Genomic DNA, 14,619 nt, shown 5'->3' on the forward strand with positions numbered 1-14,619 from the left:
TTAATACACTTCCAGTTCCTTAGTTCCTTTGGGACGATAAAGATAAAGGGTAATATAAGTTGTAGTTATATTATCCTTTCCTTTTCTTTTAAAACCACCCCAAAGAGCTGATTTTTCATTATTAATCTTCTGAAGGCATACAATTTTACCATCTGCGTAAAAGGTCATTTTATAGTCCTCAACAGGCTTTAAATCAAAAAATGTAATACCAGTATTGGTCCTGAATACATAATCATTATTCCATCTGGACTTTATTTCATCCGGAAGTAAGTACAGTTGCTGTGCTACCCTTTTTTCTCTGTTATAATAAATAGCAGCCAATGTACTCCAAGAACCTTTCATATAAATATTTCTTATCTTATCATACTTTGCAAACACTTCCTGTTCAAGGGCCTGCAGTTTCTCTTTATCATCAGTAAGGAGAACTTCAGCGTTTTCAAGGGTTTTTATATAATAAGGCACTTCGGCAAAAAAAGTGAATGCATCTTCAAATACATTACTGCTTACCCGTTTCTTTTTGGAAGTTGAATATTTCCGTACTTCATTTTCTTCAGGATTCCCTGCTTCATTTTTCAATGACTTTATAATCTTAATCTGCATTTCTGAGTTGGCAGAAAGTTCAGAATTTAAAGCATTCGTATCCTGATTAAACCCAGGAGTCATTTTAATGGTAATTTTCTGATTTCCTTTTTTAGTAATCCATTCATTCAGCGGAAAATAAGAACCTGAAAGACTGCTTCCTGAATCGTCATTATACTTTATAACAGGAATATCATTAATTAAAATTTCAAAAGAACAGTTGCTGCTGGAGATATAAGCACCATAACGGGGTTCATTATCCACATAGTTGATCTCTTTAATCGTTGCAGGATGACTTTGATGGAATATGGTAGGTTCAGTTTTCTTCTCAGCGTGAGCTGATAAGGACAATATTAAACCTAATAAAAAATATTTTCTCATAATTTTCTGATCTCATCTATAATTTTTTCAATGAGATTTTTCATGATGATTAGTTTAAAATTTACCATCAGGAATAATCAATTTCCTGAGCTGATAAAAATAAGATATTTTTTTATACTGATATATTTTAAAATCTACAAAGGAGATCTTTTCCGGATCTCCTTTTGTTTTTAAAATATTTTATGATAGTTATTCAAAAACCACGTAGTTTACCTTGTCTACTCCGGTATTACCTGTTTTTTCATGATAGGCATATAACGTAAGCTCGTAATTTCCCGGAGTATTAATGATATGATTTCCTTCAAATAAATTGGTAGAAACCCACGACATATCAATATTCTTAACAAATTTTCCGTCTTTCTTAAGAATTCCCTTCACTTCAATCTCATCAGAATTCCAGACGCCGCCTTTTTCAATCACGCATCCGCACATCATTACGATATTGGCCTGAAACAGAAAAGGTTTACCTTTAATAGAGTTCAGCGCAATATACTGATGTGTTCTTGGCTTTAAAATATCAATAATATATCCGGGAATTTCAAGAATGATACCTTCCCCTAAAATATTTTTTCCAGGAATCAGCCACAGCTCAGTACTTACAACTGCCTGTGCCTGCCTGTTATTTAAAGGAGAAATAACTTCTACGGTAACAAATGTAGGTTCATCAATATCAACCGTTGCTACAAACCCACCCGTTTGATCGTCAGCAATTGAATTCCCTCTCACTTTGGGTGTCTTCATGATCAGATCTGTATTTCCGGTACTTCCGGTTGTTTTTCCTTCTGCTAAAATTCTTTGATTCAGCTTATTTCGTACAATAATGTGAGCGCCACCCAGTGAACTTCCAATAAATTTAGCATCCTTTGCTTTTGCTCTTACCATCACTTTGGTTTCAGTGGCAGAAATCATAAGGTTAGAAAAAACTAATGCGGTAATAAGAAGAAATGTTTTCATGATTGTATTGATTTTAAGTATTCGTTTTTGAAGCGATTGTGGAAAGACTCGTTTTTCAGTTCCTCGTCTATTGTATTGAGGTAGGAAAGAATAGATAAATCTTCCGACAATAATTTTAAAATAGCTTTTTCACAGCTGTCCCAAACCTTTTCCAATTGGGGAAGTATCCCAATCGCTTTAGAAGACAGTGAAATCATCTGTTTTCGTTTATCTTCACTATCTTTTTTAATCACCAGATATCCCTTTTCTGTCATTTTCTTTACAATAACCACTACAGACGGATGAGAATATCCCAATGGTTCTGCAATATCCGTAATAGAGATCTCTCCTTTTTTCTGCAGCAACATAAAAACCAGATACCAGTTGGGTTCTACGTCAATTCCAAATTCTTTATAAAATTTTCTGACATCATGAGACATCCGGTCACTGATTCTTTTCAGTCTGCTATCCAATGCTTTGTATCCCAATTCTTTAATAAAGTCAAAATCCATTCTAAAAATCTTTGATGTAAATATATAAAAATATATAGCAAACTATATAGTTGACTATATTAATTTTTAAATAAAACAATAACTTATTAAAATTGAATTAATTACAAATAATAAAATGAATTTATACTTCTTTTTACCTATTCTTCTTTCTATATTCACCGGGAGTAACTCCTCTATATTTTTTAAAGAGTTTGGAAAGGTGGCTCTCATCACTGAACTGCAACTCATAAGCAATTTCACTCAGTCTTATACTGCTGTATTTCAAATAAGTTTCTACCAATTTAAGTCGATAATCCAGTAAATAGTCCTGGTAAGAAACTCCGGTCTGCTGTTTAAAATACTCACCAAAATAATTTCCGGAAATTCCAAAATGATCTGCAATAACCTGAATCCCTGTCTTTTCTCTATCTTTTATATGCTTTTGAATATAAGTAATGATCTTCATAATGGAAAAAGCTTTTCTATTTTCCTGCAGATCCGAGGTTTCGCTTTGAATAATATTTCTGGCAATAAGATTAAGCAGAATTGAAATACAGTTGCGGATGATAAGATAATCCTCTACCCTGTTCCTGAATTCATATGCAATCTGCTGAATAAGTGTTTTCGCAAAATCCTCATCATTTTTATTACGGAAGACACATCCGGCACGGGCATGATAATTATTACTGATATACTGCAGCTTATACAGATTTTCACAACTTTCTATACGGTCTGCTTCCAGGCGAATCTTATCGATAAACTCAATAGGGCATTCTATACCGATCAGGTCAGCATTCTCACTCTCAAAACGGTAAGTTTCCTGTTGGGGAATAATAAACAGCTTCCCTTCTGTAAAATCAATATAACGTTCATCATATAGAAGCTTCCCTTTTCCCTTAACAATATAGACAAATGAGAGAAAAGTACTTGTTTTAAAAACAGCCTCTCCCTTAAGTTTCAATTCTTTTACCTTAATCCCTTCAAGATGGAGTCCTTTCATAGATACACACTATAATTTCCTTCAAAAGTACAATTTTACTATAACATAACGGGGTTATTTTTGCATAAAAAAATATGAATACCTATCCGAAACGATGGCAGGCACTCAATTTTCTGATTGCCGGAGCTTTTCTTTCACCACTGGACTATTTTATTGTAAATATGGCATTACCTTCCATCAAAAGTGCCTTCAGAGCCAGCGATCATCAGCTGCAGATGGTAATTGCCATTTACGGACTTACCTATGGAGCCCTGGTTGTTTGCGGTGGTCGTTTGGGTGATCTTTACGGGCGCAAGAAGATCTTCACACTTGGATTGTATACTTTTCTATTTTCTTCTTTGGCCTGTGCTTTTTCCCCTACAGTAACATGGCTTATTATCGCAAGGTTATTTCAGGGAGTTGGAGCTTCATTGCTGGCTCCACAGGTTTTAGCCTCTATAAAAGTATTGTTCGGCAGTAATGAGCAGCCTAAGGCGGTAAGCCTCTTTAGTTCAGTATTTGGTTTGGCCTCTGTGATTGGACAATTGCTTGGTGGACTGCTTCTCAGTATGCATTGGAGCAACTTTTCCTGGGAACTGGTATTTCTTGTGAATGTTCCTATTACCATTATTTGTATTGCCGGAATTCATTTTACGATGGATAACAGTCATGAAAAAACCAATTCAGGAATTGAGTTTAAAGGCTCATTACTGCTTATTCTTGCTTTACTGATGCTGATATGCCCACTTATTTTCGGGCAGAAGTACCAATGGCCATGGTGGATATTTGCTATTATGATATCAGGAATATCTTTATTATTCATTTTTATCAGATATGAAATGTATCAACTGAAAAATAATCATCCCATCCTTATAGATCCTACGCTGCTTCAGTATAAACCGTTCGCATTAAGCCTTGTGATCATCTTTTTTTACAATTTCACTTCAGGTCTGTTCATTTGTTATCCTTATTATCTTCAGGAATTTCTCCATCAGGATTCCATGCATACAGGATTAGCCATTGTACCTTACGGAGTTGCCTTTTTCCTAGGCCCGTTAATGACTGCCAAAATACAGCTATCATCTTATAAAATGATTTATATTGGGTTGGGCTTACTGATGAGCGGCTTTATTCTATGTGCATCATGTTTTTATTTCCAGCAAAAGCCCTCTTTTATCACCAATATCACTCTGTTTATCGCAGGACTGGGACATGGTATTATTATGCCTGTGATGATGCGGACTGCTATTAATTTTACAACAAAAGAAAAGGCTGGACAGGCTTCCGGCCTGGTAAGTATCGGAATTCAGATAGGAAGTGTAATGGGTGGAGCTGTTATCGGAACTTTATTTTTTAATCTGATCAGTATCCTGGGCTTTCCAAAGGCTTTTGCGATCTCTATTGGTATGATCGGAACCATTCAAATCATAGGAATATTGGTAAATAGCAGGTTGCATCAATATATTAACTCTTAATTTTCATCAACATCAAAAGAATCTAATTTTTAAATAAATCTTATGGACAACAAACAAAAAATAAGTACAGAATTAAAAGATTTCTGCAAAAACATTGAAAAATGGTTTCAGGGAAGCGAACAGGACCAGGATGCTTTATTGAGAACAATTCTTTCCGGGTTCTCACCCGATTTCAAAATGGTAAACGGAGATGGAAACACAGCTACTCTATCTCTGTTTTCAGACTGGCTTCCAACAGTGTTTGGGAAGTTTCCTGAACGCAGTGTACAGATTGAAGATATAGAAATCCACAGTTCTGAGCATCACGGTTTGGCTACTTATATAGAGATTCAGACTACAGAAGGAATAACAAACAGAAGAAAAGCTTCAGCAGTTTTCCTTATTAACGAAGAAAAAGCACTGTGGCTTCATCTTATAGAAAACTGGATATAAAAATAAACGGACTGTTTCTCCTAACAGTCCGTTCTATTTTTCAGTAATGATTATTTGTTATTTCTGAATATTTCCATCTTTCCAGCCATAATACTCAACAGGATACCAAAGCAGGCAAAAAGTCCGAAAGAATATCTGAGATCAAAACCTTCTGCAATATAACCGATCAGAGGTGGCCCAATCAGAAAGCCTAAGAATGAAATACTGGACACAAAAGACAGGGCAATACTTGGTGCCACTGTATTCACCTTACCAATGGTACTGTATACAGACGGTACGCTTAAAGAAGCTCCAAGTCCGATAACCATAAAAGCAATGATACAAATCCATAATTCAGGGAAGAAAATACTGAGGAAAAGACCAATACTCATCAGAATACCACAGAACTGCAATACGGTCCTTTTTCCTAATTTTTCAATAATCCTGTTTCCCACAAATCTTCCTAAAGTCATCATTAAGATAAAGCTTGTATATCCCAATATAACAAGCTTTTCCGGTACTTTTACAATGGTCTGAAAATAAACACCGCTCCAGTCAAACATCGCTCCTTCAATCGCCATGCTTAAAAAACCAATGATCCCTAATCCTACCAATGTTGGATTTACAGATTTAAAAATAGACTGTGTTTGTGGCTCAGCTTTATGAATAATGTTGGTAAGATTATTCCTGCTATATAGCCAGATCAGAGTAACAAGGATAAAAGTAAGCACAAAATGATGAAACGTTTCAATATGCAGGTTTATCGCAAGCAATCCCAATAATGCCCCTACCAGGCCGGCAAAACACCAGGCTCCATGATAAGAAGACAGTAATGTTCTTTTAGTGATAGACTCTATCTCAATGGCCTGAGTATTCACTGCAATATTGCATAAATTTCCTGTCACCCCAAAGAAAAACAGAACTGCAGCCAAAATCCAGTAAGATGGAGAAAGACCAATAAGCAAAAGAAAACCCGGATATAATAAAAAACAACTTTTAATGATGGTACTGCTTCCGTATCTGCTGATTAATTTTCCGGATAACATCATCGTAGAAAGCTGACCTATCGGCATCAGAAGCAAAAGCGTTCCAAGCTGTGCTTCATTGATAGATAAGGCATCTTTAATAATGGGAATACGACTCGCCCATGATGAGAAAACAAGCCCATGGGCAAAGAAAAGTAAAAAACAGGCCGTAGGCATTTTCGCATTGAATGATTCTCTATCGTGCATTGTAACAGTGTTTGATTAAAATTTCCGTTTGCGAAGTTAATAACACTCAGCCAATAAAATACATTCCATTTTTGATATTTTATATTCCATTTTAAACAATGCTTTTAAAAAGAAAAATTAACTGCTTACATTTGATCACTGGAATATAACACCTCAAATTATTAACCATACCAAGAAGTCATCCCACTGTAAAATGATAGATATAAAGCCAAATTTTGAAGGATTATGTATTGAAAAATATACTGTAAACACCCTTTCTGAATTTCATGTAAAAGCAGGAAATTTAAATAAACTGCTGCTTTGTTTCGTATCAAATGGAACACTGGATCTTCAAATCAACAATCTTCCCTATCATATACAGGCCAATTCTATTATCATGTTACTGCCTGATACCAATCTGGGAGATATTTCCAGTAGTAATGACCTTGAACTATCCGTATTTTTTATCTCTCTGGATTTTATCAGTACTTACAGCTTTCTGACTGTTCTTCTGGCCAGTGATGAGATCAAATTCAGTCCGGTGATGAAGGTTGAATCTACAGCGAGAAAACTCATTTGGTCTACGGTAAAGTTAATCCAGGATTATCATTCCAAAACCAAGGAAGATAGCACTGTAGAGTCTGTACAATATCTGCTTTATGCTCTTCTCGAGGTAGTTTCAAAACTTTATCTGCCCATTATCAAGAATAACAGCCTTTTACAGACCAGAAGCCAGGATATTATCGATCATTTCTTTGAATTGCTGAATAAACATGGCCACCTGGAAAGAAGTGTATTGTTTTACTCTGACCAACTGCACCTTTCTCCGCAGTATTTAAGCAGTCTAATCAAAAAAGAAACCGGAAAACCGATTAAACAGTGGATAAGTTACAGAGTGATAAAACAGGCTGAAGAACTTCTTAAAACGACCTCGCTGTCCATTAAAGAAATCAGTAACCAACTGCAGTTTGTAGATTCTTCCCTATTCTGCAGGTATTTCAGACGCTGTACAGGTATTACAGCCAATACCTATAGAGAAAATTATAAGATTAAAAAATAAATACTAGTAATGACGAATTGATTCCGCTGAAAACACTAACTAATAAATTAATTCCGTAAATATTAAAAATATAATTAAATTAATACAACAATATCGTGCTTTTAATTAAATTAGCTCTTCAAAAATAGTATTATGAAGGAGAAGTGGATTTCACACCCAACCATTTTAGAAGGAGCCAACGTTGAGCTTATTCCTTTGGAAAAAGAACATCTTGAAGAATTGTACATTGCCGCCGCAGATAAAGACCTTTGGGCATTAATTCCGACTGACGGTACAGATAAAACGGTATTCTATCAGAACTACGAATTCGCCTTATCAGAAAGAGACAACGGAAACCAATACCCTTTTGTCATCAGACATAAAGAAACTCAAAAACTGATAGGCTCTACACGATTTTTTGAAATATATCCCTCGGATAAAAAATTAGAAATCGGATGGACCTGGATCACTAAAGATTTTTGGGGCACTTCCGTTAATCTGGAATGCAAATTACTGCTACTTACCTACTGTTTCGAAGTATTAAAGACCAATCGTGTACAGCTGAAAACAAAAGACGATAACTTCAGGTCAAGAAAAGCCATTGAAAAAATCGGTGGTGTATTTGAAGGCATCTTACGTAAAGATAAAATTCAAAATGACGGCACCACAAGAAATGCAGCCTATTACAGCATTTTGGATGATGAATGGGATGCTGCAAAACAGAAAATTGAGACCTTAATCCAAGAAAAGGAAACATCTGTAAAGAGCTGAAACCAATATTCTGAGAAATAAAGTCATTTAAAAATAAAAAAAATCAGATGTAGAAGTTCAATTTCTTTTACATCTGATTCTATATCATCAACTATTTACTTTTTGATTATTTTCTTTGAAACAACATTTCCGTTCTTCAGCTCTCCCTGAAGAATATAAACTCCTTTTGCAAGCTTTGAAACATCAACTTTATCAACATTTTCAGCCGTTACAACAATTCTCCCTTCCAGAGAACTGACAGTAATCTTTTTAAGGCCTTCTTTTGAGGCTATCGTTATAAAATCTGTACTTGGGTTCGGATAAACTGAGATCGTTTCTTTTTTACTATCTAAATTGGCTGTTGAAAGCACAGCCGTGTCAAGATAAGATACCGATTTTGAAATATTCGTATTTCCATTGAACACAAATGTATTAATCGCAAAGCTGAGCACCATGCCATCAGTCTGGCTCACCCATTGATAAGATTCATTGACATAAGTAGCAACAAGAGGAACAGGTACGCTGGCAATCGTCTGCGTAGCAGTTCTCATTCTCTTTATTCTCAACACATTGGGGTAAGTTCCTTTGGGAGTAATGACAGTGCCATAGCCATCAACCGTAACACTCACCTGCCCTGTTTCATTTGTATTTCCAATAGCTGCAGAAACACTGTTGAACTCATAGGGATCATCAAACTGCTGCTGATAAGTAATCGGGAACTTATATTCAATCAGAGGATTAACATAAGTAACTGTAACATCTCCCAATGCAGGCCCTGAATAAGAACCTAGTGTCGTAGCATCAAGGTCTGTCATAACACTGAAATCATGAGTATCAGCACTAGTCATTGTTGCAATCCTGTTCGCTCCGGGAAATCTGAAACAGTTAGACTCACCAGGACACGCTCTGTTGAGATAAGAAATAGAATTTGTCCCTGTATATGCTGAAAAATCCCAGGTAATATTAGCCCCGGCAGCTCCGGCTGTAATAGAAGTCCCACTTACATCTCCTGATTTGAGACTCACGGTACTGTTAACACGGTCAACACCAGCTCTTGTTATTGAGGGCTGTGCATAGAGCATTATTCCCATAACAAGGAATAAGATAAGGTTTAAATTTTTCATAATATTTTGGTTTAATGTGAATTACAAAGTTATTTCCTTTATGAATATAAAATAATTAATCTTTAAGAATATATTTTTATCTATCTAAAACCCGACTTGTTCTACAAACAACATTCAATAATTCACCAAATGGATTAATCAATGTAGCAATATCCTCATGTAAAAGTTGACCAATTATTGATGCGTTGCCGAGCTGATACATTGTTACTTTTAAAACATCCTGTTTCTATCGTTTTTTTGTAAGTTTGCTCCGATCATTTTTTATGGCTGAATATATTCTTGAAAACATCAATATCAGTACACTTTCCGTGTATGATCTGTTAAAACATACAACAGAAAGTTCGTTTATTGGAATCACTGATTTTCGTGAAGTTTATCCCATTGCCATTGAAAATAACACAGGAATTTTTACAAAAAAAACTTCACTGCAGGATTTCCCTGTTGTTTCTGTAAGCCGTATAAATAATTCTCTGCTCTGTAGCTGCAGCTGTGATCAAACTAAAGCTCAGCTTTGTAACCATCAGGCCGAAATTATCCACTGTATTCTGGAAGAGAAGAATTACCGCATTTTCTTTGATGATATTTTACGTAAAAAACATTAATAGCAAAAGCCAAAGGATATGGTTTAGAAAACGAACCTGATCTTGATCAATATTTTCAACTGGAACTTACGGAAGGAAAGCTTGAAATTTCATCCAAAATCAAGGAAATGCTTCCCATGGATGAACAGATGTTTCAGAGAGAGCTACTTCCCCAACTTCCTTCTAAACTGGATGAACTGGCCGCACTGGAAACAGATAAAAAACAGATATTGGTAATTGGTAAACACAGATACTACAATCATCTGGTATTTTCTCTCATGGAAGCAGAGATTACACAAACCGGAAAGATTAAAAATCCTGTTACTCCTGTAGATGCCATGCAATTGATATGGAAAGCAGAGAAGCCTCTGGATATAAAATTCTATACCGCTATTTCTTCTTTTCAGAACAATTACAATGAAGATTATAACGCAGCAGAATTGGAAGCTTTAAAGCTCATTGTAAAGAATCCAATAGAGCTGGATGTATACTATCATGATCGGGAAATTGCAGAAACCATCTCCGCAAAATCATTAATACCTGTTAAACTTAATACTTTAAGTGCAGAGATACAACTATCTGTATTTAAGAAAGATCCATTTTATGAAATTACCGGAGAATTACTGTTTAATGATTCATCTGTACCCTTTAGGAATGTAGTAATCAGAAATGAATATTTTGTATATAACAATAACACTTTCAGCTTTATAGACCATCCTGACATGCTTAGGGTTATTAAGTTTTTCAAAGCAAACAATGAGATTTTGCTGATTCATTCTTCAAAATATGAAGGTTTTATGCAACAAATCCTATCTACGCTTGAAGAACGTATTCACATTAATTACAGCTACATACAAAAAGCAACAAAAGTACAACTTGAAGAAAAGAGTTTTCATACAGAAAGAGTTATTTATCTTCGCCAACAGGAAAATTATATAGGAATTACTCCCGTTATGAAGTATGGGCAGGTAGAGGTTCCTGTATATTCTCGAAAGCAGATTTTTGATACAGACCAGAATGGAAACCCTTTTAAAATAGAAAGAAATGATGCCTTAGAAGCCCGTTTTACTTCTCTGGTAATGCAGATGCATCCTGATTTTGAAGAACAGATGGATGGGTATCAGTATTTCTATTTACACAGAGACAAATTCCTTGATGACCAATGGTTTTTGAATGCATTTGAAGTATGGAGAAATGAAGGAATTATCATTTAGGCTTTAATGAACTGAAAAACAATAAGCTTAATCCACACCGTGCTAAAATCAACATTCAGATTACCAGCGGACTGGATTGGTTTAATGCAAAATTAAAGGTAGGCTTTGGTCAGAAAGAAGCTACCTTAAAGCAGCTTCACAGAACCATACGAAATAAAAGTAAATTTGTACAGCTGGACGATGGCAGTCTGGGTATTCTTCCTGAAGAATGGATGGATAAAATGGCAGCTTATTTTCAAGCCGGAGAAATTGACGAAGAACTGTTGAGGATTCCCAAAATTAACTTCACAGAAATCTCTTCCCTTTTTGAAAAAGAAGTCCTGAGTACTGAAGTTCAGAATGAAATCAGTACATATTCCTCTCAATTTCTGACAGACAAAGATATTCCTCATTCCAATATTCCTGCTGAATTGAATGCCGAATTGAGAGATTATCAGCACGATGGATTAAACTGGCTTAACTTCCTGGACAGCTTCAACTTTGGCGGGTGCCTGGCTGACGATATGGGATTGGGAAAAACCCTGCAGATTATTGCATTTATTCTTTCTCAAAGGGAAAAAAGGGGCCATACTACTAACCTTGTAGTCGTTCCTACTTCTCTTCTTTTCAACTGGCAGGAAGAAATCAGCAAGTTTGCCCCTTCCATAAAAGTTTTAGTGCATTATGGTCCGGAAAGGCAAAAAACAATTAATCATCTTTTAGATTATGAAGTAGTTCTTACCAGCTATGGTATGCTGCTTTCAGACATCCGCTTTCTGAAGACTTTTAATTTCAATTATATTTTCCTTGATGAATCCCAGACCATTAAGAACCCTAATTCCGAAAGATATAAAGCCGCAAGGCTTCTCCAGGCCAGAAACAGGATTGTTTTAACGGGTACACCTATTGAGAACAGTACTTTTGACCTTTATAGCCAGCTTTCTTTTGCCTGTCCTGGATTATTAGGCAGCAAACAGTCTTTCAAAGATATCTATGCTATTCCCATTGATAAGTTTGAATACAGCAAACGGGCCATGGAACTTCAGCAGAAAATAAAGCCGTTTATTCTCCGAAGAACCAAAAAACAGGTAGCCAAAGAGCTTCCGGAGAAAACAGAAACTGTTATTTACTGCGAAATGAATACGGAACAGCGTAAAATTTATGATGCTTATGAAAAAGAGCTCCGTGAATTTATTGCAGCCAATGATGACGATGATCTTAATAAAAACAGCATGCATGTTCTTACAGGCCTTACAAGACTCAGACAGATCTGTAATTCCCCCGTGCTGATTAAAGAGGGATATTCTGGGGAAAATGCGGTTAAAATTGAGATTCTGATGGAACAGATCCTTGGAAAATCAAAAGACCATAAAATTCTTGTGTTCTCTCAGTTTGTAGGAATGCTGGACTTGTTAAAACCAGAGTTGGAACGCCATGGAATTCCTTTTGAATATCTTACCGGGCAAACGAAAGACAGAGGAAAGAAAGTAGCTAATTTCCAGGAAAATGATGAAATCAGAGTGTTTTTAATAAGTTTAAAAGCCGGTGGTGTCGGGCTTAATCTTACCCAAGCTGATTATATTTACCTGATTGATCCCTGGTGGAATCCTGCTACTGAAAACCAGGCTATTGACCGAAGTTACCGTATTGGACAGACTAAAAATGTGATTGCTGTCCGTATGATCTGTTCCAATACCGTGGAAGAGAAAATCCTTACTCTTCAGAAAAAGAAGACCCTATTGGCTCAAAATCTTCTTAAAACAGACGGCACCAAGTTCCAGGGACTTTCAAAACAGGACCTTTTGGATATTTTGGATCAGAAATAAAGCCATTTAATTACCAACATCATACAAAACAAAACCGACAGATAGAATCTGCCGGTAAAAAACAAAAATTGATATGGATATGATTAGATATGTGTTTATTTTTTAATAACCTTTTCGGTGATTATTTTTTTATCTTTTGTCTGTATTTTAATCAGATAAGTTCCTGGAATAAAAGTGTTCATATTCACAATTACTGAGTTCCCTTCTGAAATTTTTTGCCCTGATATCGTATAAATTTCATATTTCTCCAGTTCTTCTTTCATTCTGATCGTTGCATTTCCGGAAGTTGGGTTTGGGTATATTTTTACCTCAGTGGATTTATCCCTGGAAACTTCTGTAGTGGAAAGAGTTTCAGGCTGTATATTGATCGTATAATCTTCTGCCTGGCCAATGAACCATCCTGAGGGGCACGGCAAGTTTTCCAACGTTCCCATCCATGAGCTGGATTCATACGCTTTTACTAATCTGAAACGGGTATTCCCCAACAATGCACCAGCAGGAATAGTAATGGTTTCAGAAGTAATCCCTGATTCGTGGCCGGAAACCGGATTTGAATTGTCCAGATATCCAAGGTTAAACTTTTCGTCAGCATCAAACTGGTTATTATGATTAAAATCGATGTATGCATAGGCAGAAACTGTTGTCTGCCCATGAGTTCCACCCGTTACGGTTATTGGATATCCATTTCCGCGGCTAACATTAAAAACAGTGCCTGTAAAGTCTTCTATGACGGCAGAACTTCCATCAATCGGACTATCATTTTCAGCTCCGGCAAATTCTACCCTTGTTATTTCACTTACTGTAAGGCTTGTCACTCCTTCAGCTCCACAATAAGGGAAAGGGAAATTATTGGTGTTGTTCCCCTGAATATTCACCATATAATCTTCAGTCTGGCCTGCTCTTAATCCTGAATCACACGCAGATGAAATAGAGTTTTGGGCATTGGGATCTGAATAAGCTGCTACATTTGTATTTTTAAGAACTCTCATTCTCTTACTGCCACCGGATACATTTGCAGGGATCACAATGTTGCTATCAATCGTAAAAGCATTCGCCGGATTAGCCGCTTCCAGCCTCCCTATATAAAAACTCTCTCCCGCATCATCAAAACTACCGTTTGCATTAAAATCAATATAAACCATTACATCACTAGGAAAAGTACTTGATGGCCCTTTTATTGATATCGGATATGTATTTCCAGCTACTAAATCTGTGGACAATGAAGTAAAATCCTCATATTCCTGTGTTGTAGATGAATTGGTTGATGATGGATTGTTGATGCTTCCAAAAGCAACATTGCTTATCATATTACTCCCTGCTCCATACTGAAAAGCAGGTGTGCAGTATTGAGCTTTGATAAGCCCACATAATAGGATAACAGAAAGAGTAGTTATTTTTCTCATAGAGTTCTTCGTTTTTGTTGAGACAAATTTATATTTATTTAGAATCAATAAAAATAAGAATCTAATGATTTTTATCAGTTTAAAGATATTTAAGGGTAATCAATTGAAAAATAACCAATGAAAACAAAGTTAATTATATAATTATCAACAACTTTGAATCACGATTGATTTTTAATAATTTTTCTGGATTCTTGTTTATGTTCTTCATATTTTAAATGAATGGCAGGGTTATCATATTAAGAT

Annotated in this window: 14 protein-coding genes; 7 read left to right on the forward strand and 7 right to left on the reverse strand. The window is 35.8% G+C overall.

Annotated features, from left to right (window positions below; translation table 11 throughout):
* The 4 genes from BOQ64_RS01195 to BOQ64_RS01210 all read right to left on the reverse strand — a co-directional run bounded on the left by BOQ64_RS01195 (position 1) and on the right by BOQ64_RS01210 (position 3,384).
* On the reverse strand, positions 1-960 hold the full coding sequence (locus tag BOQ64_RS01195; RefSeq protein ID WP_129056729.1) for a hypothetical protein: 960 nt from the start codon (positions 958-960) through the stop codon (positions 1-3).
* Positions 961-1,149: 189 nt separating this feature from the next.
* Positions 1,150-1,914 carry a hypothetical protein gene (locus BOQ64_RS01200; protein WP_129056727.1) on the reverse strand — a complete coding sequence of 255 codons (765 nt, stop codon included), beginning with the start codon at positions 1,912-1,914 and terminating at the stop codon, positions 1,150-1,152.
* Positions 1,911-2,405, reverse strand: a complete 495-nt coding sequence (locus BOQ64_RS01205; RefSeq protein ID WP_129056725.1) for a MarR family winged helix-turn-helix transcriptional regulator — start codon at positions 2,403-2,405, stop codon at positions 1,911-1,913. The genes BOQ64_RS01200 and BOQ64_RS01205 overlap by 4 nt, the downstream gene beginning before the upstream one ends.
* A 133-nt stretch (positions 2,406-2,538) precedes the next feature.
* Entirely contained in the window at positions 2,539-3,384 is an 846-nt protein-coding gene (locus BOQ64_RS01210; RefSeq protein ID WP_129056723.1) for an AraC family transcriptional regulator, read from the reverse strand.
* A 74-nt stretch (positions 3,385-3,458) separates the two neighbouring features.
* On the opposite strand from BOQ64_RS01210, the gene BOQ64_RS01215 reads away from it, so the two are divergent.
* Both BOQ64_RS01215 and BOQ64_RS01220 read left to right on the forward strand, forming a co-directional pair.
* Positions 3,459-4,838: an MFS transporter gene (locus BOQ64_RS01215; protein ID WP_129056721.1), complete on the forward strand. Its 1,380-nt coding sequence runs from the start codon at positions 3,459-3,461 to the stop codon at positions 4,836-4,838.
* Between the two features lie 42 nt (positions 4,839-4,880).
* Positions 4,881-5,270 (forward strand): hypothetical protein, encoded by a 390-nt coding sequence (locus tag BOQ64_RS01220; RefSeq protein WP_129056719.1) that lies wholly within the window; start codon positions 4,881-4,883, stop codon positions 5,268-5,270.
* A gap of 50 nt (positions 5,271-5,320) precedes the next feature.
* Here the strand turns inward: BOQ64_RS01220 and BOQ64_RS01225 are convergent, their stop codons facing one another.
* The gene (locus tag BOQ64_RS01225; protein ID WP_129056717.1) at positions 5,321-6,481 is read right to left on the reverse strand and encodes an MFS transporter; all 1,161 of its coding nucleotides are present in this window, start codon (positions 6,479-6,481) and stop codon (positions 5,321-5,323) included.
* Positions 6,482-6,674: 193 nt separating this feature from the next.
* Between BOQ64_RS01225 and BOQ64_RS01230 the strand changes: the two genes are divergently transcribed.
* On the forward strand, positions 6,675-7,520 hold the full coding sequence (locus BOQ64_RS01230; RefSeq protein ID WP_228448044.1) for a helix-turn-helix domain-containing protein: 846 nt from the start codon (positions 6,675-6,677) through the stop codon (positions 7,518-7,520).
* Positions 7,521-7,652: 132 nt separating this feature from the next.
* Complete coding sequence (locus tag BOQ64_RS01235) at positions 7,653-8,270, forward strand: GNAT family N-acetyltransferase (protein ID WP_129056715.1); 618 nt, start codon at positions 7,653-7,655, stop codon at positions 8,268-8,270.
* A gap of 95 nt (positions 8,271-8,365) precedes the next feature.
* On the opposite strand, the gene BOQ64_RS01240 is transcribed toward BOQ64_RS01235, so the two are convergent.
* Complete coding sequence (locus BOQ64_RS01240; protein ID WP_129056713.1) at positions 8,366-9,373, reverse strand: T9SS type A sorting domain-containing protein; 1,008 nt, start codon at positions 9,371-9,373, stop codon at positions 8,366-8,368.
* 263 nt (positions 9,374-9,636) lie between these two features.
* Between BOQ64_RS01240 and BOQ64_RS23545 the strand changes: the two genes are divergently transcribed.
* The 3 genes from BOQ64_RS23545 (at position 9,637) to BOQ64_RS23555 (ending at position 12,973) form a co-directional block, all read left to right on the forward strand.
* Complete coding sequence (locus BOQ64_RS23545) at positions 9,637-9,975, forward strand: hypothetical protein (protein ID WP_228448046.1); 339 nt, start codon at positions 9,637-9,639, stop codon at positions 9,973-9,975.
* Positions 9,976-10,082: 107 nt separating this feature from the next.
* The gene (locus tag BOQ64_RS23550; RefSeq protein ID WP_228448047.1) at positions 10,083-11,168 is read left to right on the forward strand and encodes a hypothetical protein; all 1,086 of its coding nucleotides are present in this window, start codon (positions 10,083-10,085) and stop codon (positions 11,166-11,168) included.
* Between the two features lie 71 nt (positions 11,169-11,239).
* Positions 11,240-12,973, forward strand: a complete 1,734-nt coding sequence (locus tag BOQ64_RS23555; RefSeq protein WP_262708732.1) for a DEAD/DEAH box helicase — start codon at positions 11,240-11,242, stop codon at positions 12,971-12,973.
* 95 nt (positions 12,974-13,068) lie between these two features.
* Here BOQ64_RS23555 and BOQ64_RS01250 read toward each other — a convergent pair whose 3' ends face one another.
* The gene (locus BOQ64_RS01250) at positions 13,069-14,376 is read right to left on the reverse strand and encodes a T9SS type A sorting domain-containing protein (protein ID WP_129056712.1); all 1,308 of its coding nucleotides are present in this window, start codon (positions 14,374-14,376) and stop codon (positions 13,069-13,071) included.
* Positions 14,377-14,619: the final 243 nt, after the last annotated feature.

The sequence above is a fragment of the Chryseobacterium sp. CH25 genome, assembly GCF_004119455.1.
In the GTDB taxonomy this organism is placed as follows: Bacteria; Bacteroidota; Bacteroidia; order Flavobacteriales; family Weeksellaceae; genus Chryseobacterium.

Coding starts and splice junctions, on each gene's coding strand:
- BOQ64_RS01215 (WP_129056721.1), top strand. CDS start 3,459: ATGAATACCTATCCGAAACGATGGCAGGCACTCAATTTTCTGATTGCC.
- BOQ64_RS01210 (WP_129056723.1), bottom strand. CDS start 3,384: ATGAAAGGACTCCATCTTGAAGGGATTAAGGTAAAAGAATTGAAACTT.
- BOQ64_RS01200 (WP_129056727.1), bottom strand. CDS start 1,914: ATGAAAACATTTCTTCTTATTACCGCATTAGTTTTTTCTAACCTTATG.
- BOQ64_RS01205 (WP_129056725.1), bottom strand. CDS start 2,405: ATGGATTTTGACTTTATTAAAGAATTGGGATACAAAGCATTGGATAGC.
- BOQ64_RS01250 (WP_129056712.1), bottom strand. CDS start 14,376: ATGAGAAAAATAACTACTCTTTCTGTTATCCTATTATGTGGGCTTATC.
- BOQ64_RS01235 (WP_129056715.1), top strand. CDS start 7,653: ATGAAGGAGAAGTGGATTTCACACCCAACCATTTTAGAAGGAGCCAAC.
- BOQ64_RS01220 (WP_129056719.1), top strand. CDS start 4,881: ATGGACAACAAACAAAAAATAAGTACAGAATTAAAAGATTTCTGCAAA.
- BOQ64_RS01240 (WP_129056713.1), bottom strand. CDS start 9,373: ATGAAAAATTTAAACCTTATCTTATTCCTTGTTATGGGAATAATGCTC.
- BOQ64_RS01195 (WP_129056729.1), bottom strand. CDS start 960: ATGAGAAAATATTTTTTATTAGGTTTAATATTGTCCTTATCAGCTCAC.
- BOQ64_RS23550 (WP_228448047.1), top strand. CDS start 10,083: ATGCTTCCCATGGATGAACAGATGTTTCAGAGAGAGCTACTTCCCCAA.
- BOQ64_RS01225 (WP_129056717.1), bottom strand. CDS start 6,481: ATGCACGATAGAGAATCATTCAATGCGAAAATGCCTACGGCCTGTTTT.
- BOQ64_RS01230 (WP_228448044.1), top strand. CDS start 6,675: ATGATAGATATAAAGCCAAATTTTGAAGGATTATGTATTGAAAAATAT.
- BOQ64_RS23545 (WP_228448046.1), top strand. CDS start 9,637: ATGGCTGAATATATTCTTGAAAACATCAATATCAGTACACTTTCCGTG.